Genomic DNA, 23,929 nt, shown 5'->3' on the forward strand with positions numbered 1-23,929 from the left:
GCGCCGATAGTGTTGAAAAACTCGTCGTTGTCGTCGCGGACTTAATGCTGCTATTTCTTCGCTACACCGAGGGAATGATATGTCACCACAGCGCCTCAATGATAGGTATAGCACCTACGTTTTGCAGCCAGACCGAGAGATGAGCGATGCCGAATTGGTCGCTCTCATGTCTAAGCACGGCGTACGCGGTTCTGTTTTTCAGATTTTGAGGCATATACCGGAACAAGGTGAAGACCTTTATACGGTGCTGGTGGACGACAGTTTGGTTGTTGAATTCGAAGTTCCACGAACGACGAAGATGACAGTCGTTTCCCAATTCTCCAGCTTTTCGCTTGCTACGTATCGACATGAACTGGGTCAAGGGAAGAGCCGCATCCGCCTCGACCAAGCAACGGCAAATGCACGCAAGCTTTTAAGTGCGTGAATAAATGATCTCGCTTGTCCACAATGTGGAAACTCTTTGTTGCTGCAAGATTCTCGCCGTGATTCAATCGCCGTATTGATTTGCGGAGAATTGAGCGATGATGGGATGTCAGGCAGCTCCGGCGAAGCTCTTTTATGACTTCTGCATTGATGATCACGTCCCCACCGAGCACCTGTTGCGCGGAATAAACCGACATCTCGAACTCGATAGCGTTCGAGAGCAATTGAAGCCTTTCTACAGCAGCACTGGCCGTCCCTCGGTCGATCCCGAATTGATGATGCGGATGCTGATTGTCGGTTACGCAATGGGGATTCGGTCGGAGCGGCGGCTGTGTGAAGAGGTCCATCTCAACCTCGCCTATCGCTGGTTCTGCCGCCTCGGACTGAACGGCAAGGTGCCTGATCACTCCAGCTTCTCGAAGAATCGCCATGGCCGGTTCCGGCAGAGCGATATCCTGCGACATATGTTTGAAACGGTAGTGGAGCGATGCCTCGCGCAAGGATTGGTGGGCGGGGAAGGATTTGCCGTCGATGCCAGCCTTATTGCAGCGGATGCCAACAAGCAGCGTTCGGTACTAGGAGCTGAGTGGGAAGCAAAGGAAGACGCTGGCCGCTCGGTACAAGAGTATCTGGCTGTTCTCGACGATGCCGCTTTCGGCGCTGCATCGCCAGTGACGCCGAAGTTCGTCTCCCCGTCTGATCCTGCCGCCCAATGGACCGGAGCTCACAAAGGCCATGCCTTCTTCGCCTACGCCACCAATTATCTGATAGACACCGATCATGGTGTCATTGTCGATGTTGAGGCGACGCGTGCGATCCGCCAGGCCGAAGTCGGGGCATCCCGCACGATGCTCGAAAGGACCGAGAATCGCTTTGGCTTGAGGCCGGACTATGTGGCTGCTAACAGTGCTTACGGTTCCGCCGACAACTTTGCATGGCTGGTCAAGGAGAGGAAGATCGCGCCGCACATTCCGGTCTTTGACAAGTCGAACCGGACAGACGGCACCTTCTCACGTTCGGACTTCACCTGGGAAGCCGAGAACGAGCGATACATTTGTCCGGCCGGGAACGAACTGAAGCAGTTCCACCGCACTTACGATACGCCAAGATTGGGGATTACGGCCGAAGGAACACGGATTTATCGTGCCAGCAAAAAGGACTGTAATGTCTGTGACCTGAAGCAGCGTTGTTGCCCTAACACGCCTATGCGCAAGGTGCCGCGCGATCTCAATGAGGATGCGCGCGATGTTGCCAGAGCGATTGCGACCACACCAGAATATGAACTGTCGCGTCATCGCCGGAAGAAAGTCGAAATGCTCTTCGCGCATCTCAAACGCATTCTAAGGATGGCGCGTCTTCGACTTCGGGGACCGTGTGGTGCGCGAGACGAATTCCTGCTTGCGGCAACGGTACAGAACCTGAGGAGACTGGCCAAACTCAGGCCTCAGATACCGCCATGTGGTCCCATTGCCGCCTGAGGACGGCATCGACCAGCACCCTGCGCCGAGGCGCGGGGCACAAAAGCATTGGTACACCGCCCGGAAAAATAAAAAGGGCGGATGAGAAGCAAATCCAGAGAGTTTTTCAACGGAATCCGCCGGATGCGGCCATTGGTCGCAAAGCGTCACTCGCCAACGCTGAGGATCTAATTTCTCCAAATTAAAGAATAGGCGACAAGGGTGGCAGGATTTGATAAAATACAAGTTAGCCGGTTGCGGTTTGACGCGCGGATAACAGGGTCACCGGGCGTTCCTATACTACCAGCCGGATCATGGCGCAGGAGGAGAAGTGCTATGACGGCGTTCCATGTCATGGCCGGTGCGCGTGGCGAATTTGCGCGCCCGGAGGTCCGTAAGATTGGTATCGCGGATATTGTCGATGCATTGCGGTTGGGACTTGCTGACTTCAAAGAGAAGCCGTCCCACTATGTCTTTCTCTGTCTTATGTATCCGATCGCGGGTGTTTTTCTGGTCATGTGGAGTTCCGGCGCTAATCTGTTGCCGCTGATTTATCCCTTGATGTCAGGTTTCGCGCTGATTGGTCCGCTCGCGGCCATCGGTCTTTATGAAATCAGTCGACGGCGCGAGCAGGGAATGGATAGCTCATGGCGTTATGCGCTGGAGGTTCGTCACTCCCCGGCGATGCCGTCGATCATCGCTGTCGGCCTTATGTTGTTTGCGCTTTTCATCGTCTGGCTGATTGTTGCGCAAAGCCTCTATACCTCGACTTTCGACGCAACCGGTCCGATCTCGCTCTCGACGTTTCTGTCGGACGTCCTGACGACCCCGCAGGGTCTCTCCCTCATCATCTGGGGGAACCTCGCTGGTTTCGTTTTCGCCGTCATTGTGCTGGCGACGACGGTGGTGGCGTTCCCGTTGCTCTTGGATCGTGATGTCGGCGCGGTCGCGGCCGTGGATGCGAGCATACGCGCCACACTTGCCAATCCCGTACCGGTTGCACTTTGGGGATTGATTGTCGCGGCATTGCTCGTCGTCGGCACCATTCCTGTCTTCGTCGGCCTTGCGGTCATCATGCCGGTGCTCGGACATGCGACCTGGCATCTGTACCGAAAGCTGATCGTTCCTGTTTATCCAAGCCGTATGCCCTGAATTCATAAAGGAAATCTGCCTGTAGATCATCGTCCCTGCTGTCGCGGCCTGCCTGGTGGCAGCTGTTCCGGCCGGGATGGCGATGGAGAGCGCGAGGGAGCCATGTCGTATCGTTTTCTTCCGATCTGTCTGCTTTTTGCCATTACCCTTCCGCTTGACGCGCGCGCCCAGGGAGGCGACCCGGCCGCAGGGGCCATCGTTTTCAAAAAATGCGCCATCTGCCATATAGCCGAAACCGACCAGAACAAGGTCGGCCCATCGCTGAACGGTCTGTTTGGCAGAACGGCCGGCACACATCCGAACTTCGTCTATTCCCCGGCGATGCAGGAGGCAGGCAAGGCCGGCCTGATATGGAACGAGACGTCGCTTCGCGATTATCTGCCTGACCCCAAAGCGAAGGTGAAAGGGACGAAAATGGCCTTTGCCGGGCTGAAAGACGATACCGATATCACCAATCTCATCGCCTATCTGAAGCAATACTCCAAATAGCAAATTGGAGCGTGGAAATAGTCGTGGCCGGGTCCGGGAGGAGGCAATGGCTGTCGTCGTGGTTCTTGTTCTGCTGGTGGTGGGATCGATCGCGTTCCATCTGCTCAGCCCGTGGTGGTGGACGCCGATCGCTTCGAACTGGAGCTACATCGACAATACGATCACCATCACCAGAGCTGGCTCGGGAAATTTGAACAGCGGGGATAAGTGGAATTTCTGCCTGACTTCGGCTTAGATGCCGTGAACAGGAGATACCATGACGAGACGACCGCGCCGGAACCACAGCCCGGCTTTCAAGGCAAAGGTGGCGCTTGCCGCTATTCGAGGCGAACAGACGCTGGTGGAGTTGTCCCAGCAGTTTGACGTGCACGCCAACCAGATCAAACAGTGGAAAGACCAGCTCCTTGAGGGGGCGACAGGCGTTTTCGGTGATGAAGCGAAGGCGGAACCGGCGGGTCCAACCGTCGATGTCAAAACACTGCACGCCAAGATCGGCGAACTGACACTGGAGAACGATTTTTTATCCGGTGCGCTCGGCAAGGCGGGATTGCTGGGCGGAAAGAAATGATCGACCGCCAGCATAAGCTATCCGTCGTGCGCCAAGCGAAGCTTCTCGGCTTCAGCCGTGGCAGTGTCTATTATCTGCCTCGTCCGGTGTCTGAGGGCGATCTGGCTCTGATGCGCCGGATCGACGAACTGCATATTGACTACCCCTTTGCCGGAAGTCGGATGTTGCAAGGGCTACTGAGGGGAGAAGGGCTGGAGGCTGGGCGGCGGCACGTCGCCACGCTGATGAAGAAGATGGGCATCGAGGCGATCTACCGTCGCCCGAACACGTCGAAACCGGCACCTGGGCACAAAATCTATCCCTACCTCCTGCGCAAGCTGGCGGTTACAAGGCCCAACCAGGTCTGGGCGATGGACCTGACCTATGTTCCGATGGCTCGCGGATTCGTCTATCTCTGCGCCGTTGTGGACTGGTTCAGTCGGAGGGTTCTGTCGTGGCGGCTGTCGATCACGATGGAGGCAGCCTTCTGCATCGAAGCAGTCGAGGAAGCGCTGGCCCGTTATGGCAGACCCGACATATTCAATACGGACCAGGGATCGCAGTTCACCTCGGTGGACTTCACGGCGGTGCTGAAGAAGGCGGAAATCGCCATCTCAATGGATGGCAAGGGTGCGTGGCGGGACAACGTGTTCGTCGAGCGGCTCTGGCGTTCGATCAAATACGAGGAAGTCTACCTCCATGCCTATAAAACAGTGTCCGAGGCCCGCGCTGGCATCGGCCGCTATCTGACCTTTTACAATAGCCGACGCCCACATTCATCCCTTGACCGGCAGACGCCGGATCAGGCCTACTTCAACGCGCTGGCACCAATGATGGTGGCAGCATAATCGAGGCGGAAATCCACTTAACAAAAAGCCCGAAACTGTTCAGACAAACCGAGCCACCTCTACCTTCTGGATCACCGGTTTTGTGTTCGCAGCCGTCGTGTTGTTCATAGCCTATTGCGTTCTCCGCTTCCGGCACCGGGCCGGAAATCAGGCGGCGTACCAGCCCGAAAACAAGCGGCTGGAATGGTGGCTGGCGGGGGGAACCGGCATCGGGGTGGCCGCAATGCTGCTGCCGGGCCTCTTCGTCTGGAAACAGTTCGTCACGGTCCCTGATGGCGCCGCCGAGGTCGAAGTCTTTGCCCAGCAATGGCAATGGAGTTTCCGGCTGCCCGGAGCGGACGGACGGCTGGGGCGGGTAAACACGCGCGATGTCACAGCCGACAATCCGCTCGGCCTCAACAGGCAGGATCCCGCCGGAATGGACGATGTCATCGTTGAAGGCGGCGAGTTGCATTTGCCCGCCGACAGGCCGGTCAAGATGCTGCTGCGTTCGATCGACGTCGTGCATGATTTCTACGTGCCGGAATTCCGGGCCAAGATGGACATGATCCCCGGTACGGTCACCTATTACTGGTTTACGCCGACACGGACGGGAACCTTCGAGGTTCTCTGCGCGGAACTGTGCGGCGTCGGCCATCCGCAGATGCGCGGCACCGTCGTCGTCGATAGCGAGACCGATTATCAGGCCTGGCTGCAACAGCAGCCGACCTTCGCAAAATCGGTGGCGTCGGCGGAGTGATCGGCGGTGAGGTCGACGTCACCGGAGGAAACAGGGAGGATGCATGGTCGAGATTGGATCCGGCGCGGGAGAGGTCATCCAACCCGCTGAAGTCGAGGATGTGGAGCTTTGTCATCCGAGAAGCTGGTGGACGAAATATGTCTTCAGCCAGGATGCCAAGATCATCGCCATTCAGTATTTCCTGACCGCCGTATCGATCGGCATGGTGGCGCTGGTGCTGTCCTGGCTGATGCGCCTGCAACTCGGCTTTCCCGGTTACTTCTCCTTCATCGACGCCGAACATTATTATCAGTTCATCACCATGCACGGCATGATCATGGTGATCTACCTTCTGACGGCGCTGTTCCTTGGCGGTTTCGGCAACTATCTCATCCCGCTGATGCTCGGGGCCCGCGATATGGTGTTCCCCTATGCGAACATGTTGAGCTACTGGCTCTATTTCTGCGCGGTCCTCGTGCTGGTCGCCGGCTTCTTTGCGCCGGGCGGGCCGACAGGCGCGGGCTGGACGCTCTATCCGCCGCAGGCTCTGCTGTCGGGAACGCCAGGCGGGCGCGACTGGGGTATCATCCTGATGCTGTCTTCGCTGATCCTGTTCATCATCGGCTTCACGCTCGGCGGGCTGAATTATGTCGTCACCGTGCTGCAGGGGCGCACGCGCGGCATGACGCTGATGCGCATGCCTCTGACGATATGGGGCATATTCACGGCAACCGTCATGGCGCTGCTCGCCTTTCCGGCGCTCTTCGTTGCCGCCGTCATGATGTTGTTCGACCGGCTGCTCGGCACGAGTTTCTTCATGCCCGCCATCGTCGAGATGGGCGAACAGTCAAAGCAGGGGGGCGGCAGTCCCATCCTGTTCCAGCATCTGTTCTGGTTCTTCGGCCATCCGGAAGTCTATATCGTCGCACTTCCCGCCTTCGGCATAGTTTCGGACCTGATCAGCACCCATGCCCGCAAGAACATCTTCGGTTACCGGATGATGGTCTGGGCGATCGTTATCATCGCGGCGCTCAGCTTCGTCGTCTGGGCGCATCATATGTATGTCAGCGGCATGAACCCGAATTTCGGGTTCTTTTTCGCCACCACGACGCTGATCATCGCCGTGCCGACGGCGATCAAGGTCTATAATTGGGTGCTGACGCTCTGGCGCGGCGATATCCATTTGAATTTGCCGATGCTGTTTGCGCTCGCCTTCATCGTCACATTCCTCAATGGCGGATTGACGGGTCTCTTCCTCGGCAATGTCGTCGTTGATGTGCCGCTTTCCGATACGATGTTCGTCGTCGCCCATTTCCATATGGTCATGGGGGTTGCACCCATCATGGTGATCTTCGGCGCGATCCACCATTGGTATCCGAAAGTCACCGGTCGCATGCTCAATGCGGCGATGGGGCATATCCACTTCTGGATTACCTTTCTCGGCGCCTATGCCATCTTTTTCCCGATGCATTATCTCGGCCTGATGGGCGTGCCGCGCCGTTATTACGAACTGGGCGAAACCGCATTCATTCCACCATCGGCACATACGCTGAACATGTTCATCACCGTCGCGGCGCTGATCGTCGGTGCGGCGCAGCTGCTGTTCCTGTTCAATCTCGCCTGGAGCCTTCGCTGGGGCAAACCGGCGGGCGGTAATCCGTGGCGGGCAACGACACTGGAATGGCAGACGCCGCAAACGCCGCCGGTTCACGGAAACTGGGGCAGGGAACTGCCGGTCGTCTATCGCTGGCCCTATGATTACAGCGTGCCCGGAGCGGCGCAGGATTTCCTGCCGCAAAACCAGCCGGCTCCGGCCGGGCCGTCCGAGAGGGCGTTGTCATGAGCGCCATTCTCATTTTCATGGCTGGTATCGCCGGTATCATCGGCTGGTGGATGGCAAGCCAGCGGCTCACCTCGAAGCCCTGGCTGGAACAGGGTCTGGCAGGCGATGCGCCGGGGATGCGGGGATCATCGGAAACAATCGCGAAACTCGGGCTCGGAATTTTTCTTGCCGTCGTCGGCGCATTGTTCACATTGCTCATCAGCGCCTATCTCGGTCGCATGAGCGGCGCCGACTGGTGGGGTATTCCCATGCCTCGGCTGTTATGGGTGAACACTGCGGCCCTTGCCGCCAGCAGCGTCGCGCTGCAATGGGCGAAAACCGAAGCCCAGAGGGACCGCCGCGACATGCTGAACACGGCGCTTGCGGCGGCTTTCGTCATGGCTGTCCTCTTCGTTGCCGGGCAGGTTCTGGCGTGGAGGCAGCTGGCGTCTGCGGGTTATGTGCTGGCGGATAACCCCTCGAACAGCTTTTTCTACATGATATCAGGATTGCATGGCCTGCATATATTGGGCGGGCTTCTCGTGCTTGGACGCACCACAATCCGCGCCCGGATCGGCCCTGTAGTGAGAATTCGTCTGAGCGTGGGTCTCTGCGCCATCTATTGGCACTTCATGTTTGTCGTCTGGCTCGTCCTTTTTGCGCTGTTTGCCGGCTGGGCCAACAGTTTCGTCGATCTCTGCCGTCAACTGGTCAGCTGAGGAGGTTCGATGATGACCACATCCATGGAAAGACCGGCACATGATCCCCACCGCCAGGTGACGGGACTGCGCGGCGTTGCCGCCGATCTCTCATCGGACCAGCGGGCGTTCAAAAACGTCTCGTGGGGCAAGGCGATGATGTGGATATTCCTCCTGAGCGACACCTTCATTTTCGGCTGTTTTCTCGTGGCCTATATGACGGCGCGGATGTCGACCACCGTGGCCTGGCCCAATCCGAGCGAGGTTTTCGCCCTGACGATCGCGGGCAAGGACGTACCGCTGATCCTGATCGCCATCATGACCTTCGTTCTCATCAGCAGCAGCGGCACGATGGCCATGGCCGTCAATTTCGGATGTCGCCGCGATCGCTGCAAAACCGCCGCGCTGATGGTTGCGACGGCGGCGCTGGGCGCGACATTCGTGGCAATGCAGGTATTCGAATGGACCAAACTGATCCGGGAAGGGGTTCGCCCGTGGGAAAACCCGTTCGGTGCCGCGCAATTCGGCTCGTCGTTCTTCATGATCACGGGCTTTCACGGCACCCACGTCTCGATCGGCGTGCTGTTCCTTCTCATCATGGCGCGCAAGGTATGGCGGGGGGACTTCGATCAGGAAAGGCGAGGATTTTTCACCAGCCGCAAGGGCCAATACGAGATCGTCGAGATAACCGGGCTTTACTGGCACTTCGTGGATCTGGTCTGGGTATTCATTTTTGCATTCTTCTATCTGTGGTGAGGCTTCTATCCGCGTGAGGATGAGATCATGGGACAAGAGCAGGCGCATTCGGGACAACAGCATTCGATAAGACTTTATCTGGTGGTCTGGGGGCTGCTTTTTGTCCTCAGCAGCTTCTCTTACCTCATCGACTACCTTGGCATCCAGAGTTATGCCAGATGGGCTCTGATCCTTCTGTTCATGGCCCTGAAGGCGGGGCTGATAGTTGCGGTTTTCATGCACATGGCGTGGGAAAGGCTGGCCTTGATTTACGCCATCCTCCTTCCTCCGGTCATCGTGCTTGTCTTTACCGCTTTGATGGTCTCGGAATCCCAGTACACGGTGTTTAACCGACTGGCGTTCTTGGGCGGCGGCCCGTAGGATCAGGCTGTTTCCTCTGGTACGCCGTTTTCATTGTCGGCCAATGGCCTGATGCGCAAGAAAGCGTTGCCTGTCCGCCAAACGGGCGTGTCGCAAATTTTCTCGGTTAACCGCGTGTTGACGATCACAGGAGAAATTCTCGCTCCCTGTGTTGTGGAGCGTGCAAATGATTCTGAACGCCATTGCCGAGAAGCTGAAGCGCCAGTCGAAGGATGATTTCAAAGGGCGGCACTTCGAGGCATGGCTGATCATTCAGGCGGTGACCTGGTATCTGCGCTATCCGCTCAGCTACCGCGACCTTGAGGAGATGTTTCGGGAGCGCGGTTTCGAAGTGGACCACAGCACGATCAACCGTTGGGTCCTTGCCTATGCGCCTGTCATCGAGAAGCGGCTGCGGCAGTTTCGGCGCCCGCATTGTGGTTCGGTCCGTATCGACGAGACCTACGTCAAAATTCGTGGCAGGTGGCGCTATCTATACCGCGCCGTCGACAAGCACTAAACCCCATCGACTTCCTGCTCGCCGCAAAGCGCGACCTTAATGCCGCAAAGCGCTTCTTCCGCAAGATGCTCAAGGACGAGCCGCTTCTCTCGCCGGAAAAGATCGGCACCGACGGCGCCAATACTTTCCCTTCAACGATCAAGGCGGCCATCGACGATGGGCTGTTGCATCCGAAACCGGTCCACTATGTAACCAAGCATCTCCAGCAAGGCATCGAGAGCGACCATTTCCGCGTGAAGAAGAACATGCCGAAGATCGGCGGCTTCCGATCTTTCAGTACGGCGCGTCGAACGATTGCGGGTTTCGAAGCGATGCTCTGGCTGAAGAAGGGTTTTGGCTTTTCCGGCGACTGGACCGTCAACGATCAGAACGACCTGCTTGCGCGCCTCTTCGGACTTCAAAAAGTTAACAAAGCGTGAAGAGCAGCCGTTCACAGGAAAGTTACATCCTACCGAATGGTTTGCGACAAGTCCGGATTGATCCCAAAATCCAATCTGTTTTGCAGTTCAAATTGCGGAATCATGTAGAGATGAGCAGTTAGTTTGTACCGGGTAACCATTCTGGCATACCTACTCGTTCCTTGGTCCCAGGTCGATCGAACTGCCAGAATGGCGACCGCAACCATGTCACGAACCGCTTTGACGGCAGGGTGTAGCGCACGTCCTGTCTAACCAGACATCTTTGGATGTGCTCTATCTTTTTGTGTTTCATTGCAGCCGGTAATATTCCCTTCCGCAACGCCCAACACCATTCAACCGTGGTATTTTAGCGGCGGCCTTCGACGGCGGAACGGATATGCGAGCGGCTGACGCCGATGTCGGAAAGGCTTCTGTCATCAAGCGCGCTCAGTTCGGCCATGGCGCGGCGGTTGCGAAAGTAGTTACGAACGGTGTCTTGAAGTTTCATTTTCATAAGTTCCTTCGATGGTGTTGCATAAAATATGCCCATACGGATGCGAAAAATACAGGCATTTGCCTGCATGGAAGACATGCAAAAATCGACACACGGCGTCTGGATAGGGGGGAAACAACTGCCGGCATAAGGAAACGCTATAGCGGCAGAAAGGACTTGTGTTGGCAAAATATCCGGCGATGAACCTACTCTGCCTGGAGGATTAGCATGACGTTAATCGACAAGAACCGCAAAAGCGGCAAAAGCTCGCCCGGCCAAAGCCGGAACAGATAAATCCGAAAAGGAGTGGGAACATGAAAAACGGCATTACTCGCAGACTTCTACTGGTTTCCGCAGCGGTCGCTCCGATCCTGAGCCTGTCGCCGGCGCTCTCCGCCTCCGTTTATGCGGCAGAGACGATAAGGCTTGGCCTCGTCGCGCCGATGAGCGGCCCGAATGCGCGCTACGGCGCTTTCTCCATGCATGGCGCGGAACTCGCGGTGAAGGACATCAATGCCACCGGCGGCATCAACGGCCAGCAGATCGAACTCTTCAACGCCGACAGCCAGGGCACGCCGGTCGAGGGTGTTTCCGCAACCCGTCGCCTGATCGATCAGGACGAAGTGGATTTCGTCATCGGCGATGTCTCGAGCTCGGTCACGCTCGCCATGCAGCCTGTCGCTGAAGATGCGGAGGTTCTGCTTCTGAACGCCGCTTCTTCCAACCCGAAAATTACCTATCAGGCGGGTGTCGGCGGTTTCAAATGGACGTTCCGCAACTATCCGACTGATGAGAACCGCGCGCTCGTGGTGGCGAAATATGCAGCCGAACAGCGTGGTTTCACCAAGTTCGCGGTACTGTCGGTCGATAGCGATTACGGCCGTTCCGCCATCATTTTCACCAAAAAATACCTGCCTGATTTCAAGGGCGAGATCCTCAGCGAAGACTACTACAAGGAAGGCGAGGTCGACTTCCGCAGCGTGCTGGCGAAGATCCGCGACAACGGCGCGCAGGCGATCATCATGTATGGTCTCGCCGACACGACGCCCATTGTCGCCCGCCAGATGCTGGAACTCGGACTTGCCGGCAAGGTCGTGCTGATCGGCAACGGTGAATTCAACACCGAAAAGACGATCAAATCCGCGCCGAAGGCCATGGAAGGCGCAGTTGAAGCCGCCGCCTGGCTGCCGCAGTTCGATAGTCCGGAGAGCAAGGCCTTTGTCGAGAAGTTCACCGCCACCTACAAGGAAGCACCGAACAATCACGCCTATGTGCATTGGGATACCGTGAACCTGCTCGCCCAGGCGATCAAGGAAGCCGGAAGCGCCGACCGCAATGCGGTGCGCGAGGCTCTCTCCAAGATCAAGTACAAGAGCCCGGTCGGCGAGGTCACCTTCGACGATCACAACCAGGCGCGCCTTCCGATGATCCTTCTCCAGATCGAGAACGGCAAGCCAAGTATCAAGGGCGCCTATACGGCGGAAATCCAGTACCCTGCGAAATAACGGACCGGAAGGGGTACAGCCATGTTCTCGACAATTCTCGAGCAAGTCGTAAACGGCATCGTCACCGGTTCCGTCTATGCCATCGTCGCCGTCGGCATGACCATGATTTTCGGGGTGCTGAGAGCCATCAACTTCGCTCATGGCGAATATTACATGCTCGGAACCTTCGGGGCGTGGTTCGCCATCGATTATCTCGGCCTTTCCTATGAGGCTTCGATCATCGTCGGCGTTCTCTCCACTGTGGTGGTGGCCTATGTGGTCGGCCAGCTGGTGATGCGCAGAATGGTGGGGGCGCCGGCGGAGTCCGGCGTTCTCGCCACCCTCGGCATCGCGCTGATCCTGCAGAACACGATCATTTTCGTCTTCGGCGGCGGCTACAAGTTTTTCGCCGGCGGTTATATCGAGCCGATTTCCATCCTCGGCTTCACGCTGGCGCAGCAGCGCGTGCTCATTCTGGTCGTGTGTCTGATCGTCTTCGTCGGTCTGGAACTGATGGTCACCTATAGCCGTCTCGGCATGGCGATGCGGGCGGTCTCGCAGAATGTCGAATGCTGCGGCGTGGTCGGCATCGATGTCTCGCAGGTCGTGTTGCGCACCTTCATCCTGGGCGCCGCGCTCGCCGCGCTTTCGGGCGTGCTGACAGCTCCGGTCAATGTCAGCGTCTATGGCGGTATGGGGGAGCTCATCACCTTCAAGACCCTGCCGATCATCATCATGGGCGGTCTTGGAAACGTGCGCGGCACCTTCTTTGCGGCCATGATCCTCGGCATCGCCGAAAGCCTCGTCGCCACCTATGTCGGGCTGCAATTCCGCGACACGGTGGGATTCGCAACGCTGATCCTGATGCTGATGTGGCGTCCGCACGGCCTGTTTTCGACGCAGGCGCGCTTTTAAAGCATGTCTCCCAAAAGTGTGCAGCGGTTTTGGGACAAAGACATGCGTAAAAACAAAAAAATTAAAGCGCGTCGCATGAGTTCAATTAAACGCGACGCGCTTTAAAAGCCGCGCCCGCCGAATTTACTCGAATTTGAGGACTAGACATGTCTCTCACAGACACCGTTCCCCAGGCACGCCGCCGCGATCTGCGTATTCCGCTCGCCGCCGTCCTGATCGTCGTAGCACTTGCCGCTCCCTTTATCGGCACGCGTTACGTTACCCACTCGCTGATCATCGCGCTCATCTTCATGCTGCCGGCGCATGGCCTCAATCTGCTCGTCGGTTACACTGGTTTGCTGTCGCTGGCGCAGGCGGCATTCTTCGGCATTGGCGCCTATACAGCCGGCCTGCTGGCGGTTCACTACGAAACGCCGTTTTACGTGAACCTCATTGCCGCCGGCCTTGTCTCGGGCGCACTTGCCCTGCCGCTCGGCATTCCGGCTTTGCGGCTTCGCTCGACGTCCTTCGTCATGTGTACGCTAGGTTTCGTCATCATCGGCCAGGCAATCGCCAAGAACTGGATTTCGCTGACCCGTGGTGATATGGGCCTCTCCGGCATACCAAAGCCCTATTTTGAGCTTGGCCCGCTCTCCTTCACGGTCAGCGGAACCACCAGCTTCTATTATCTCGCTCTGGCCATCTGCGTGCTGGGAACGCTTGCCGCATGGGCAATCGTCCGCTCGCCGGCGGGCCGCAACATGGTCGCCATTCGCGAAAACGAAACGCTGGCGGAATCCCTCGGTGTTCCTACCTGGCGCTACAAGCTGATCGTTTTCATGCTGAGCGCCGTTTTTGCCGGGGTGGGGGGTAGTCTCTATGCCCATTACCTCACTGTGGTCAGCCCGCTGACCTTCCAGATGTATTATTCCACGACGATGCTGATTATCGTTCTTGGCGGCGGCGCGGGCATGATCTCGGGAACCGTTTTTGGCAGCCTGCTTTTCGTCGGTCTGACGGAGGCGCTGCGCGTCGCTCCTGAAGTGCGGATGATCGCCTATGGTTTCTGCCTTCTCGTTCTCGTCTTCTGGTTCAAAAAGGGCTTTGCTCCCCTGATCAATCGCTTCTGGAACGCGATCGGAGGCTCGAAATGACGGCTCATCTTCCCATCCTTGAGATAAAGAACCTCAGCAAGTCCTATGGTGCGGTGAAGGCGGTCAACGATGTCAGCATGCACATCAATCGCGGCGAGATCGCCGGACTGATCGGGCCTAACGGCTCCGGAAAGTCCACCTTTTTCGATTGCAGCACCGGGCTTGCCCGGCCGGACACCGGCAAGGTGATACTGGACGGGCAGGATATCACCGGCTGGTCGCTCAACCGCATCGCCCGCGAAGGCCGCATGTTGCGCTCGTTCCAGAAGACAGTGACCTTCAAGGCGCTCGATGTGGAGGAGAACCTCATCATCGCCGGCCAGATGTTCACCTTTCCCTCGCTCCTGTCGACATTCGGCCTCGGTGGCATGTCGCGCCGCCGCGTGGCCGGGTTGAGAGAGCGGGCGCGCGAGCTGATCAAGATGGCGGGCCTCTGGGACGTTCGTCATCAACCCGCCGGCAATCTGTCCGGCGGCCAGCAGAAACTCATCCAGTTCGCCTCCATGCTGATGCCGGAACCGAAGCTCATCCTGCTCGACGAGCCGATGGCGGGCATCAACCCGAAGATCATCGAGCGCGTGGTGGAGACGATCCAATATGCGAATAAATCGCTCGGCGTGAGTTTCCTCGTCATCGAACATAATATCGATGTCGTCACCAGCATCTGCGAGCGCGTCGTCGTGCTCGATCAGGGAACGAAACTGGTCGAGGGACTGCCGCATGACATCATCAAGGACCAGCGTGTGAGGGAGGCCTATCTTGGCGGCTGACAGCAATCTTTCCATCAAGGGCCTGCGCGCGGGTTACGGCAATCTCGATATCCTGAACGGCGTCGATCTGGATGTGCCGGCCGGCCAATTCGTGGCCCTCATGGGGCCGAACGGGGCGGGCAAATCGACCCTGCTCAAGACGCTCTATGGCATGACGACCATCAAGGAAGGCGGCATCGACTGGCGCGGCAGGAACATCGCCGGATTGTCGTCGCGCGCCATTCTGGGCGAGGGCATATCCTTCGTGCCGCAGGGCCGTTGCAATTTCCCGGTCATGACCGTCGATGAAAACCTGCAAATGGCTGCCTATACCATCCGGGATGCGAAAGTGAAGGCGGACCGGGATTATGTCTATGACCTTTTCCCGATCCTGAAGACACGGCGTTCGACGCTCGCGGGCAATATGTCGGGCGGCGAGCAACAATTGCTCGAAGTGGCGATGGCGGTTTTGCAGCGGCCGAAGGTACTGCTGGTGGATGAGCCCTCGGTCGGCCTGTCGCCGGCCGCAATCGGTATCGTGTTCGATGAACTCCTGCGGCTGCATGCGAATGGCATGACCATCCTGCTGGTCGAGCAGAATACCAAAAAGGCCATGGAGGTGGCTGAGCGCGCCGTCATTCTGCGTCTCGGCAAAGTGATCTGGGACGGCACGCCGGCGGAGATCACCCATGACGAACTTGGCGAATTGTTCCTGACCGGAAAGATGCGCGGCGAACTCGAAGCCGCGCACTGACAGGTCCAAAGCTTTAGATTGAGACGAGGAAAGACCATGAGCACTTTCGTGCCAGCATCGCGCGTGTCGAAAATTAGGGTTTCGCCAAGCACGGCGGCGGCGGCCCGCGCCCGCGAATTGAAGGCCGCCGGCCGCGATATCGCCGACCTGACGGTGGGCGAGCCGGATTTCGATACGCCGGAAACCGTCAAGGCCGCGGCGCATGCCGCCATCGACCGGGGAGAGACCAAATATACCGCCGTCAACGGCACGCCAGCGCTGCGCAAGGCGATCATCGGCGATTTCCAGAAGCGTCTCGGCATCACCTATGGCGATAGCGAAATCTGCGTCGGCGGCGGCGCCAAGCAGATCCTGTTTCTGGCGCTGATGGCAAGCGTGGAGAATGGTGTGGAAGTGATTATTCCGGCTCCCTACTGGGTGTCTTATCCAGATATGGTCATCGCCAATGACGGCACGCCCGTCATCGTCGCATGCCCGGAGGAAACAGGGTTCAAACTGACCGCCGAAGCGCTGGAAGCGGCGATCACCCCGAAGACGCTGTGGCTGATCCTCAACGCTCCCTCGAACCCGACGGGTGCTGCCTATAGCGAAGCGGAACTGAAGGCGCTGGGCGACGTATTGCTGCGCCATCCGCATGTCATGGTCCTTTCCGACGATATTTACGATCAGGTCTGGTTCAGGGATGAGCCGATGAAAACCCTCGTTGCCGTCGTTCCTGAACTGAAGGACCGGGTGCTTCTGACCAACGGCGTTTCAAAATCCTATGCCATGACGGGATGGCGGATCGGTTACGGGGCAGGGCCGGCAGCACTCATCGCCGCCATCAACAAGTTGCAGTCGCAGATGTCATCCTGCCCGTCCTCGGTCAGCCAGGCCGCCGCAGCCCACGCGCTTTCCGGCGACCAGACATTCGTGACGGAAAGTGTCGCGGTCTATAAGCGGCGGCGCGACTACGCCTGCGCGCGCCTGAATGCGATCCCCGGCCTCTCCTGCATGGTTCCGGATGGGGCCTTCTACCTCTATCCGAGTTGCGCCGGGGTGATCGGCAGGACGACGGCGGATGGCAAGGTGATCGAAAACGATCTCGATTTCGTCCTCTATCTCCTCGACAGCGTCGGCGTGGCGGCCCTTCAAGGCGCGGCATACGGGCTTTCGCCCTATTTCCGCATTTCCTTCGCCACCTCCATGGAAGTTCTGGAGGATGCATGCAATCGCATTGAGAGCGCTGTGGCTGCGCTAAGGTAGGGCAAATCTGACCCCTAAACAGGCTCGCCTTTACAAGGGTTCTTGACGCTTTTCACTTCCCGTCATTCCGGCCTTGAGCCGGAATCCAGCCAGCCCAAGTCCTTGGGCTGAAAAGACTTGTCCCGCCGCTCAGACGCGCGTCGACTGGATTCCGGCTCAGGGCCGGAATGACGGAGGTGGAGATGTACGCACACAGCTGTGTCGTGCACATATACCAAAAAACACCTATCCCATTGAAATTACGCGCCGTCCTCGCAGAAACCCATTCCTGTTTCCGCATCGATGCGCTAGGATTTCCCCCAAAAAGTGGGGACCGATGAGCGTCGATTTCAAAAAACTCAAGAGCTTCGTCAAGATTGTCGATACCGGCAGTGTGTCGCGTGCCGCCGGCATTCTTCGTGTGGCGCAGCCGGCGCTGTCACAGCAGATCGCGTCGCTGGAACAGCATTTCAAACACCAGCTTCTTTTACGAAGCAATGTCGGCATCGCACCGACCGAGGCCGGGCTGATCCTCTATCGCCATGCCCAGATCATGCTGAAGCAGATCGAGCAGGCGCAGACCGATATCGACCGCTCGGCCCGCTCGGTCTCCGGCCGCGTCTCCATCGGGCTTGCCACCTATTCCTCGTCCAGCGCACTGTCCCTGCCACTCATCAAGGAGATGAGGGCGCGGTTTCCCGCCATCACGGTCCATATCAACGACAGTTTCGGCCATATCCTCAGCGAGCTGATCATGACCGGCAAGATGGACATGGCGCTGATCTACACCTCCGATCCCATCAAGGGCGTAACGCTGGAACCTTTGTTCCGCGAAGAAATGTTCCTCGTCTCGCCCGCCGATATGAAGTTGCCGGCCGAACCCGGTCAGCCGCTTCCGCTCTCGGCGCTGGATGGCCACGCGATGTTGCTGCCGAGCAAAGCGCATTTTCTTCGCCGGCTCATCGATGAAGGGCTGGCCCGCGCCAGGGCGCGACCGGAGGTCATTTCCGAGCTGGAATCCGTGCCGGCGCTCGGGGCGGCGGTACTGGACGGTCTCGGCTCGACGATCCTTCCAGCCTCCGTTGTTCTGGAAACCCCGAGCTTCAGCGGCGCCCAACTGCACCCGCTCACAACCCCTGTCATCGACGCCACGGTTTCACTCTGCGTCTCCGATCATATGCCGCTTTCCGAGCCGGCTCTGGCAGCGCGTTCCGTGCTTCTCGAGATCGTCACCAAGCTCAAGAGCGGCCACCATCCTGGCATTCGCGCCATCTGAATTCGCTATAAGCAAACCCTATGGCGGCAGACCGAGGTTGTGTTGGTAAAGGTGGGCTGAAGGCTTCAATTTTCCATCAGTGAACGGATTCAAATTTGGGTCCACAAGGCAGCCAAAGAGGCTGCATGGTCGCTCGAGGGAAACAATGGCAAAACTGGCTTTCGATACTGGCGGTACCTTTACCGATTTCGCGCTTCTGGACGACAGCGGCGAACTTCACCTCCATAAAGTCCTGAGCACGCCGAAAAATCCGGCGGAAGCCGTTGTGCAGGGCGTGTCGGAGCTGCTCGAAAAGAATGCGGACGCGATTGCGATCGAGAACCTGCAGGTGCTGGGTGCAACCACCGTCGTCACCAATGCCGTTCTGGAGCGCAAGGGCGTTGAAACCGGCTTCGTCACCACCGACGGTTTTCAGGACATGCTGCGCATCCGCAACGAGGGGCGTTACGATCTCTACGACTTGAACATCAAATATCCCGATCCGCTGGTCACCCGCGCCAACAGTTTCGGCGCCGAAGAACGCATCGCCGCCGATGGTGAGGTGATGACGGAACTCAAGGAAGAGACCGTTCGCGAGATCGCCGAACGGCTGAAGGAAAAGGGTATTCGCTCTGTGGCGGTCTGCCTGCTGCACGCTTACAAATATCCGCAGCATGAGCATCGCGTCGCCGCCCTTCTGCGCGAGGAAGACCCTGACATTTTCGTGTCGCTGTCTTCCGAGGTCTGCCCGGAAATGCGCGAATTCGACCGCGCCTCGACAACGGTGGTCAACGCCTATACCCGCCCGCAAATGTCGGGCCACGTCGCCCATCTGCAGCGGGAGTTTGCTAAGAAAGGCATCGACCGGCAGGTGCTGTGGATGACCTCTTCAGGCGGTCTTGTGCCAAGCCGCCGCGCCGCCGAACTTCCCGTGCGCCTGATCGAATCCGGACCCGCAGCAGGCGCTGTCGCCGCCGCCGAATTCGGCCGCACGGCGGGCGAAGCAAGCGTTCTTTCCTTCGACATGGGCGGCACCACCGCCAAGCTCTGCCTCATTCCCGATGGCGAACCGAATGTCGGCACCGATCTCGAAGTCGCGCATTACCAGCGTTTCCGCAAGGGCTCCGGTTTTCCGCTGAAAATCCAGTCGATCCAGATGATCGAGATCGGCGCTGGCGGCGGTTCCATCGCCGCGAAGAACCCTCTCGGCCTTCTCGATGTCGGCCCGCATTCCGCCGGTGCCATGCCGGGTCCGGCCGCCTATCAGCGCGGCGGAACCGAACCGACGGTGACTGACGCCGATATTCTGCTCGGTTACATGGGAACTGAATCCTTCGTCGGCGGCTCGTTCAAGGTGTCGAAGGGCGCGGCCCATGGGGCGATGTCCAAACTGGCCGCTTCTCTCGATGTGTCCGTCGAGCGCTGCGCCTGGGGCATCCACGATCTCGTCAATGAATCCATGAGCAAGGCGGCTGCCATGCATGCGACCGATCTCGGCGTCGATCCACGCTCTTTGCCGATGGTCGCTTTCGGCGGAGCAGGCCCAGTGCACGCCTACGGCATCGCCCGCAAGCTCGGCATTTCGCGCATCATCTGCCCGACCGGCGCCGGTGTCAGCTCCGCCATCGGCCTGTTGATCGCGCCGGTCGCCGTCGATCTCTCCGCAAGCCATCCGATGGCGCTCGATGCCTGGGATATCGATGCGATGAACCACCTGCTCGATGATCTTTCCGCTCAGGGTGCGGAAGTCGTTTCGGCCGCCGGCGTTCCGAAGGAGACGATCACCAATCGCTATACCGTGGATATGCGCCATGTGGGGCAGGGACACGAGATCACGGTGGTACTGCCCGACCGTAACCTGCCGAAAGACCTTTTCCTTGAAGAATTGCGCGGCAGCTTCTTCAAGCTCTATCGCGAATTGTTCGGCCGCACGGTGGCCGCACCGCTGGAAGTCATCACCTGGCGTCTCCGCGCCAGCGGCGAGAAGGATCAGGTCACCCGGCCGCATGAAACTGTTGTTGCCGAAGCCCGAAAGGGCAGCCGCCAGGTCTATTTTCAGGAGGCGGGCGGCTATGTCGAAACCTCGGTTTACGACCACTACAAGCTGCCGGTCGGCCACGAGGTGAAGGGGCCTGCCATTGTGGAACAGCGTGAATCGACGGCCGTTGTCGGGCCGAGCGGCGCCTTCCACGTCGATGCCCACGGCAATCTCGTGATCAACATTCTCTAAGGGGCAGTCAGATGTCGAAACCCGCAACCGATTTCAACGATCCGATCAACCTTCAGGTCATGTGGAACCGCCTGATCTTCATCGCGGATCAGGCCGACAATGTGCTTGGCAAGACGGCATTTTCGCCGATCGTGCGTGAGAACCATGATTACGTTACGGTACTTCTCGACAGTAAGGGCAGGGCGCTGGCGCAATGCACCTGGTCGATCCCGGTTTTCATCACCTCGCTGCCCGCGGCGGCGCAGAAATATTTCCTGCCGAAGTTTCCGGTCGAGATGCTGGAAGAGGGCGATGTTCTCGCGACCAACGATCCGGAAATCGGAACCGGCCATCTGCCCGACGTGACGATGATCACGCCGATCTTCAAGAATGGCAAGGTCGTCGCCTATGCGGGATCGATCGCTCATCTTCCCGATATTGGCGGCGCGCCGCTGCATTCGGAAGCCAGCGACATTTTCGCGGAAGGCATCCGTTTCCCTATCGTCAAGCTGCTCAAGGCCGGCGTTCCGAACGAGGATGTGTTCGATATCATCGCAGCCTCCGTCCGCCTTCCCACGGAAGTGCGCGGTGACCTGGAATCGATGATCGCCGCCAACAATGTCATGGGCCGCGAACTGGTGAAATTCCTCGATGAATACGGGCTGGACGATGTCGATGGGCTGGCCGACGCCATCCACACCCGTTCGGAGGCGCAGACGCGCAAGGCGATCCGCGAATGGCCGAACGGCACCTATTCCGCCGAAGTCCTGCTCGACGGCTACGATGTCGACGTCAAGCTGAAAGCCTCGGTGATTGTCAGGGACGATTCCATTCATGTGGATTATACCGGCACGTCGGATCAGGTCCTGCACTCGATCAACTGCCGCACGAACTACCGTTACGCCCATTCGGTCTACGCGCTGAAATGCCTGCTCGATGCCGAAACACCCAATAATGAGGGCTGCATCGTCCCGATCACCGACGAGGCGCCGCTCGGCTGCATTCTCAATCCGCAGGAATGGACGGCGGGCAATTCGCGCAACCTGATCGGCCACGTCATTCCCTCGCTCATCTTCAAGGCGCTGGAAGGCATCGTACCCGAAAAGGTTCTGGGCGATAGCGGCGGCGCGCCGATCTGGGCGGCCAATTGCGTCGGCCAGCGCAACGATGGCACGCAATATGGCTCCGTGCAGAATTTCCATGGCGGGCAGGGCGCACGCGCCGAATTCGACGGGCTGGATACGCTGAGCTTCCCATCCAACTGCAAGGTCACGGCCATCGAAATGTTCGAGGTCGCCGTTCCGGTGCTGACGGAACGCAAGGAACTCATCGCCGATTCCGGCGGTGCCGGCAAACATCGCGGCGGTCTCGGTCAGCGCGTCGTTCTGCGCAATCTCGGCAAGAACCCGATGAACATCTATCTGGCGTCGGAACGCGTCCGCCACCCTTGCTTCGGCGTAGTGGAAGGCCAGAGCGGGTCCGCTGGCAAGGTGATGAAGCAGGGCAAGTCGCATTTCCCCAAGGGCAAGGTCGTTCTTCAGACCGGTGAACGTCTGGAAGTCCAGACACCCGGCGGTGGCGGCTGGGGCAGGGCCAGCGAGCGTTCGCGCGCGCTGATCGAACAGGATATTTCCGAAGGTCTTGTCACCGCGAAGGCGGCGAAAGAAATCTTCGGCTATTCTGGCGCCATTGCCGCCGCAGCCGAATAGGAGATGAGAATGGGACTGCTGAACGGAAAAATTACGCTGGTAACCGGCGCCGGTTCAGGCATCGGCCGCGAAACCGCAATTCTGCTGGCGAAAGAAGGGGCGACGGTCGTTCTGACTGGACGCCGTCTCGATCCGCTGCGCGAGGTCGCGGAACTGATCGAGAAGAAGAAGGGCAAGGCCATCGCGCGCACGCTCGACATCGCCTCGCGCGAGGCGATCTTCGACACGGTGAAGTCGATCGGCGAGGCCGTCGGTCCCATCGATATTCTGGTCAACAATGCCGGTTCCGCCAGCAAGGTGCTCAACGCCCGCTTCATCGGCGAGGAGGAGTGGAACGCCACCCTCAACGTCAATCTGACGGCCGTGTTCAACCTGACGCAGGCGGTGCTGCCGGAGATGATCGCAAAGGGTGAGGGCACCATCATCACCGTCTCCTCGCTCGCCGCCCTCAATCCCAATCTTCTGGGCGGCGTGGCCTATGGGGCTGCCAAGGCGGGCGTGAAGAACTTCATGACCTTCCTGCACAATACCTATCGCAACCAGGGTATCCGTGCGACGACCATCCTGCCGGGCGAGACCGATACGCCGATCATGAACAACCGCGCGCGGCCGCCCCTCAAGGAAGAACGCGCCGTGATGATGGATCCGCATGACGTGGCCCGCGCCATCGTGCTCTGCGCCAGCCTGAACAAAAGCGCGGTCATTCCGGAACTGCACATCTGCCCGACCCATATGCGTGACACGTCGAAGGATATCGATGTCGCGCGCTGGATAGGGGCGCCGGACGATACGCCGGATATGCCGAAAAAGAACTAGGGAGAGACGTCCATGAATGGAGCAAAGCTGCGCGCCCGTCTTGCGGCGGGTGAAGCTATCAGCATGTTCACCCCGCACCACACGTCGTCGGGCCTTTCCGCCCGGCTGGTGGAACTGGGCGCGGACGCGGTCTTCCTCGATTGCGAGCACGGTACATGGAGCTTCGAGGATGTGCGGGCGACCGGGCAGGTGGTGCGTTCCGTCGGTGGCGCTGCCATCGTGCGCCCGCATTCGCACGAGCGGCCGATCATCATCCGCTACCTGAATGCTGGCGCGGACGGGATCATGGTACCCATGGTCGGCAATGCCGACGAGGCCCGCGCGATTGTCGACGCGGTGCGTTACGCCTTGCCGTCCGATCATGAAAAGCGGCTGGTCATCGCCATGATCGAGACCGTCGATGCGATCGATGCTCTGGACGAGATGCTGACGGTCGAGGGGATCGACGTGTTCTTCATCGGTCCCGGCGATCTTTCGCAGGATATGGGCTATCCGCCCGCGCCGCCATTCGGCGAGCCGCGCCCGGATGTGGTGATGGAGAAGGTCGCCATCGCTGTCGACAAGATACGCGCGGCCGGAAAGATTGCGGGAACGCTCGCGACGCTGGATGAATTGCCGCACTGGCGGGAACGCGGCGTACAATTCTTCTACGTCCATTCCGATCCGTTCCTGCGCCGTGGTCTCGCCGCGGTGAAGAAGGCTCTTGGTTGAGGTAGCATATTGCAGATCCGTAGCAGGGCGCACGCTCGACTGGCACGCCCGTTTCCGTCATGCGCCGGTGTACCCAGCGCCCAGCCGTCGAAAGCTCAGCCGGCTTGGCGGGCTCCGAACGGGGTCCGCCGTCATCCCCGCCGCCGCGCTTGATCCGCCCACAGTGCGGCGTCTCCCGCGGTCCCCGCGTTTTTTTGGGTCCGGGTCCCCATTCAAATTACTCAGCCGCGGGTTTCATGCCGATACTGTCGATGTCGGCGATCGACTGAAACTCGCTTAGATACTACCGTCGCAATGCAAGCCTTACGCT

21 protein-coding genes and 3 pseudogenes are annotated in these 23,929 nt (G+C 58.9%); 23 read left to right on the top strand and 1 reads right to left on the bottom strand.

Annotation, left to right across the window (positions count from 1 at the left end; translation table 11 throughout):
* The first annotated feature begins 139 nt into the window (after nt 1-139).
* The 12 genes and pseudogenes from CFBP6623_RS24655 (at nt 140) to CFBP6623_RS24715 (ending at nt 10,188) form a co-directional block, all read left to right on the top strand.
* On the top strand, nt 140-424 hold the full coding sequence (locus CFBP6623_RS24655) for a hypothetical protein (RefSeq protein WP_137002591.1): 285 nt from the start codon (nt 140-142) through the stop codon (nt 422-424).
* Nucleotides 425-521: 97 nt separating this feature from the next.
* Entirely contained in the window at nt 522-1,901 is a 1,380-nt protein-coding gene (locus CFBP6623_RS24660; RefSeq protein WP_080843139.1) for a transposase, read from the top strand.
* A 315-nt stretch (nt 1,902-2,216) separates the two neighbouring features.
* The gene (locus CFBP6623_RS24665) at nt 2,217-3,032 is read left to right on the top strand and encodes a DUF2189 domain-containing protein (RefSeq protein WP_080843140.1); all 816 of its coding nucleotides are present in this window, start codon (nt 2,217-2,219) and stop codon (nt 3,030-3,032) included.
* 102 nt (nt 3,033-3,134) lie between these two features.
* Complete coding sequence (locus CFBP6623_RS24670) at nt 3,135-3,521, top strand: c-type cytochrome (RefSeq protein ID WP_080843141.1); 387 nt, start codon at nt 3,135-3,137, stop codon at nt 3,519-3,521.
* 46 nt (nt 3,522-3,567) lie between these two features.
* A pseudogene (locus CFBP6623_RS24675) lies at nt 3,568-3,693 on the top strand (cytochrome-c oxidase); the annotation flags it as partial.
* An 84-nt stretch (nt 3,694-3,777) separates the two neighbouring features.
* A protein-coding gene (locus CFBP6623_RS24680) for an IS3 family transposase (protein ID WP_113731869.1) occupies nt 3,778-4,916 on the top strand; the annotation gives its coding sequence in 2 pieces (ribosomal slippage) (nt 3,778-4,036 and nt 4,036-4,916; 1,140 coding nt in all).
* Between the two features lie 46 nt (nt 4,917-4,962).
* Nucleotides 4,963-5,655, top strand: a pseudogene (locus CFBP6623_RS24690) (cytochrome c oxidase subunit II); the annotation flags it as partial.
* 43 nt (nt 5,656-5,698) lie between these two features.
* On the top strand, nt 5,699-7,477 hold the full coding sequence (locus tag CFBP6623_RS24695) for a cytochrome c oxidase subunit I (RefSeq protein WP_080843144.1): 1,779 nt from the start codon (nt 5,699-5,701) through the stop codon (nt 7,475-7,477).
* On the top strand, nt 7,474-8,175 hold the full coding sequence (locus tag CFBP6623_RS24700) for a cytochrome c oxidase subunit 3 (protein ID WP_080843145.1): 702 nt from the start codon (nt 7,474-7,476) through the stop codon (nt 8,173-8,175). The genes CFBP6623_RS24695 and CFBP6623_RS24700 overlap by 4 nt, the downstream gene beginning before the upstream one ends.
* Nucleotides 8,176-8,187: 12 nt before the next feature.
* Nucleotides 8,188-8,910: a heme-copper oxidase subunit III family protein gene (locus tag CFBP6623_RS24705; RefSeq protein ID WP_080843277.1), complete on the top strand. Its 723-nt coding sequence runs from the start codon at nt 8,188-8,190 to the stop codon at nt 8,908-8,910.
* 27 nt (nt 8,911-8,937) lie between these two features.
* On the top strand, nt 8,938-9,270 hold the full coding sequence (locus tag CFBP6623_RS24710; RefSeq protein ID WP_080843146.1) for a cytochrome C oxidase subunit IV family protein: 333 nt from the start codon (nt 8,938-8,940) through the stop codon (nt 9,268-9,270).
* Between the two features lie 166 nt (nt 9,271-9,436).
* Nucleotides 9,437-10,188, top strand: a pseudogene (locus CFBP6623_RS24715) (IS6 family transposase).
* A 346-nt stretch (nt 10,189-10,534) separates the two neighbouring features.
* On the opposite strand, the gene CFBP6623_RS24720 reads toward CFBP6623_RS24715, so the two are convergent.
* Nucleotides 10,535-10,675, bottom strand: a complete 141-nt coding sequence (locus CFBP6623_RS24720) for a DUF1127 domain-containing protein (protein ID WP_137002592.1) — start codon at nt 10,673-10,675, stop codon at nt 10,535-10,537.
* A 299-nt stretch (nt 10,676-10,974) separates the two neighbouring features.
* On the opposite strand from CFBP6623_RS24720, the gene CFBP6623_RS24725 reads away from it, so the two are divergent.
* From CFBP6623_RS24725 to CFBP6623_RS24775, 11 genes are all read left to right on the top strand, one after another.
* Nucleotides 10,975-12,165: an ABC transporter substrate-binding protein gene (locus CFBP6623_RS24725; RefSeq protein ID WP_080843147.1), complete on the top strand. Its 1,191-nt coding sequence runs from the start codon at nt 10,975-10,977 to the stop codon at nt 12,163-12,165.
* 21 nt (nt 12,166-12,186) lie between these two features.
* Nucleotides 12,187-13,059: a branched-chain amino acid ABC transporter permease gene (locus tag CFBP6623_RS24730; RefSeq protein ID WP_080843148.1), complete on the top strand. Its 873-nt coding sequence runs from the start codon at nt 12,187-12,189 to the stop codon at nt 13,057-13,059.
* Nucleotides 13,060-13,205: 146 nt separating this feature from the next.
* Entirely contained in the window at nt 13,206-14,192 is a 987-nt protein-coding gene (locus CFBP6623_RS24735) for a branched-chain amino acid ABC transporter permease (protein WP_080817073.1), read from the top strand.
* Entirely contained in the window at nt 14,189-14,962 is a 774-nt protein-coding gene (locus CFBP6623_RS24740; RefSeq protein WP_080843149.1) for an ABC transporter ATP-binding protein, read from the top strand. The genes CFBP6623_RS24735 and CFBP6623_RS24740 overlap by 4 nt, the downstream gene beginning before the upstream one ends.
* Nucleotides 14,952-15,695, top strand: a complete 744-nt coding sequence (locus CFBP6623_RS24745) for an ABC transporter ATP-binding protein (RefSeq protein ID WP_003523645.1) — start codon at nt 14,952-14,954, stop codon at nt 15,693-15,695. The genes CFBP6623_RS24740 and CFBP6623_RS24745 overlap by 11 nt, the downstream gene beginning before the upstream one ends.
* A 36-nt stretch (nt 15,696-15,731) precedes the next feature.
* The gene (locus CFBP6623_RS24750) at nt 15,732-16,940 is read left to right on the top strand and encodes an aspartate transaminase (protein ID WP_080843150.1); all 1,209 of its coding nucleotides are present in this window, start codon (nt 15,732-15,734) and stop codon (nt 16,938-16,940) included.
* Between the two features lie 316 nt (nt 16,941-17,256).
* A complete protein-coding gene (gene nac / locus CFBP6623_RS24755) occupies nt 17,257-18,195 on the top strand; it encodes a nitrogen assimilation transcriptional regulator NAC (protein WP_080843151.1) in 939 nt (312 codons plus the stop codon).
* 145 nt (nt 18,196-18,340) lie between these two features.
* Complete coding sequence (locus CFBP6623_RS24760; protein ID WP_080843152.1) at nt 18,341-20,404, top strand: hydantoinase/oxoprolinase family protein; 2,064 nt, start codon at nt 18,341-18,343, stop codon at nt 20,402-20,404.
* An 11-nt stretch (nt 20,405-20,415) separates the two neighbouring features.
* Nucleotides 20,416-22,092, top strand: coding sequence for a hydantoinase B/oxoprolinase family protein (locus tag CFBP6623_RS24765; RefSeq protein WP_080843153.1), 1,677 nt, complete (start codon nt 20,416-20,418; stop codon nt 22,090-22,092).
* Nucleotides 22,093-22,101: 9 nt separating this feature from the next.
* Nucleotides 22,102-22,908 carry an SDR family oxidoreductase gene (locus tag CFBP6623_RS24770; RefSeq protein ID WP_080843154.1) on the top strand — a complete coding sequence of 269 codons (807 nt, stop codon included), beginning with the start codon at nt 22,102-22,104 and terminating at the stop codon, nt 22,906-22,908.
* A 12-nt stretch (nt 22,909-22,920) separates the two neighbouring features.
* Nucleotides 22,921-23,619 carry an HpcH/HpaI aldolase family protein gene (locus CFBP6623_RS24775; RefSeq protein ID WP_080843155.1) on the top strand — a complete coding sequence of 233 codons (699 nt, stop codon included), beginning with the start codon at nt 22,921-22,923 and terminating at the stop codon, nt 23,617-23,619.
* Nucleotides 23,620-23,929: the final 310 nt, after the last annotated feature.

Origin of the sequence: Agrobacterium tumefaciens (genome assembly GCF_005221385.1) — a bacterium.
In the GTDB taxonomy this organism is placed as follows: Bacteria; Pseudomonadota; Alphaproteobacteria; order Rhizobiales; family Rhizobiaceae; genus Agrobacterium; species Agrobacterium tomkonis.

Bases quoted from the DNA above. Each gene is read 5' to 3' on its own strand.
- CFBP6623_RS24655 (WP_137002591.1), top strand. From the start codon at position 140: ATGAGCGATGCCGAATTGGTCGCTCTCATGTCTAAGCACGGCGTACGC.
- CFBP6623_RS24660 (WP_080843139.1), top strand. From the start codon at position 522: ATGATGGGATGTCAGGCAGCTCCGGCGAAGCTCTTTTATGACTTCTGC.
- CFBP6623_RS24665 (WP_080843140.1), top strand. From the start codon at position 2,217: ATGACGGCGTTCCATGTCATGGCCGGTGCGCGTGGCGAATTTGCGCGC.
- CFBP6623_RS24670 (WP_080843141.1), top strand. From the start codon at position 3,135: ATGTCGTATCGTTTTCTTCCGATCTGTCTGCTTTTTGCCATTACCCTT.
- CFBP6623_RS24695 (WP_080843144.1), top strand. From the start codon at position 5,699: ATGGTCGAGATTGGATCCGGCGCGGGAGAGGTCATCCAACCCGCTGAA.
- CFBP6623_RS24700 (WP_080843145.1), top strand. From the start codon at position 7,474: ATGAGCGCCATTCTCATTTTCATGGCTGGTATCGCCGGTATCATCGGC.
- CFBP6623_RS24705 (WP_080843277.1), top strand. From the start codon at position 8,188: ATGACCACATCCATGGAAAGACCGGCACATGATCCCCACCGCCAGGTG.
- CFBP6623_RS24710 (WP_080843146.1), top strand. From the start codon at position 8,938: ATGGGACAAGAGCAGGCGCATTCGGGACAACAGCATTCGATAAGACTT.
- CFBP6623_RS24720 (WP_137002592.1), bottom strand. From the start codon at position 10,675: ATGAAACTTCAAGACACCGTTCGTAACTACTTTCGCAACCGCCGCGCC.
- CFBP6623_RS24725 (WP_080843147.1), top strand. From the start codon at position 10,975: ATGAAAAACGGCATTACTCGCAGACTTCTACTGGTTTCCGCAGCGGTC.
- CFBP6623_RS24730 (WP_080843148.1), top strand. From the start codon at position 12,187: ATGTTCTCGACAATTCTCGAGCAAGTCGTAAACGGCATCGTCACCGGT.
- CFBP6623_RS24735 (WP_080817073.1), top strand. From the start codon at position 13,206: ATGTCTCTCACAGACACCGTTCCCCAGGCACGCCGCCGCGATCTGCGT.
- CFBP6623_RS24740 (WP_080843149.1), top strand. From the start codon at position 14,189: ATGACGGCTCATCTTCCCATCCTTGAGATAAAGAACCTCAGCAAGTCC.
- CFBP6623_RS24750 (WP_080843150.1), top strand. From the start codon at position 15,732: ATGAGCACTTTCGTGCCAGCATCGCGCGTGTCGAAAATTAGGGTTTCG.
- nac (WP_080843151.1), top strand. From the start codon at position 17,257: ATGAGCGTCGATTTCAAAAAACTCAAGAGCTTCGTCAAGATTGTCGAT.
- CFBP6623_RS24760 (WP_080843152.1), top strand. From the start codon at position 18,341: ATGGCAAAACTGGCTTTCGATACTGGCGGTACCTTTACCGATTTCGCG.
- CFBP6623_RS24765 (WP_080843153.1), top strand. From the start codon at position 20,416: ATGTCGAAACCCGCAACCGATTTCAACGATCCGATCAACCTTCAGGTC.
- CFBP6623_RS24770 (WP_080843154.1), top strand. From the start codon at position 22,102: ATGGGACTGCTGAACGGAAAAATTACGCTGGTAACCGGCGCCGGTTCA.
- CFBP6623_RS24775 (WP_080843155.1), top strand. From the start codon at position 22,921: ATGAATGGAGCAAAGCTGCGCGCCCGTCTTGCGGCGGGTGAAGCTATC.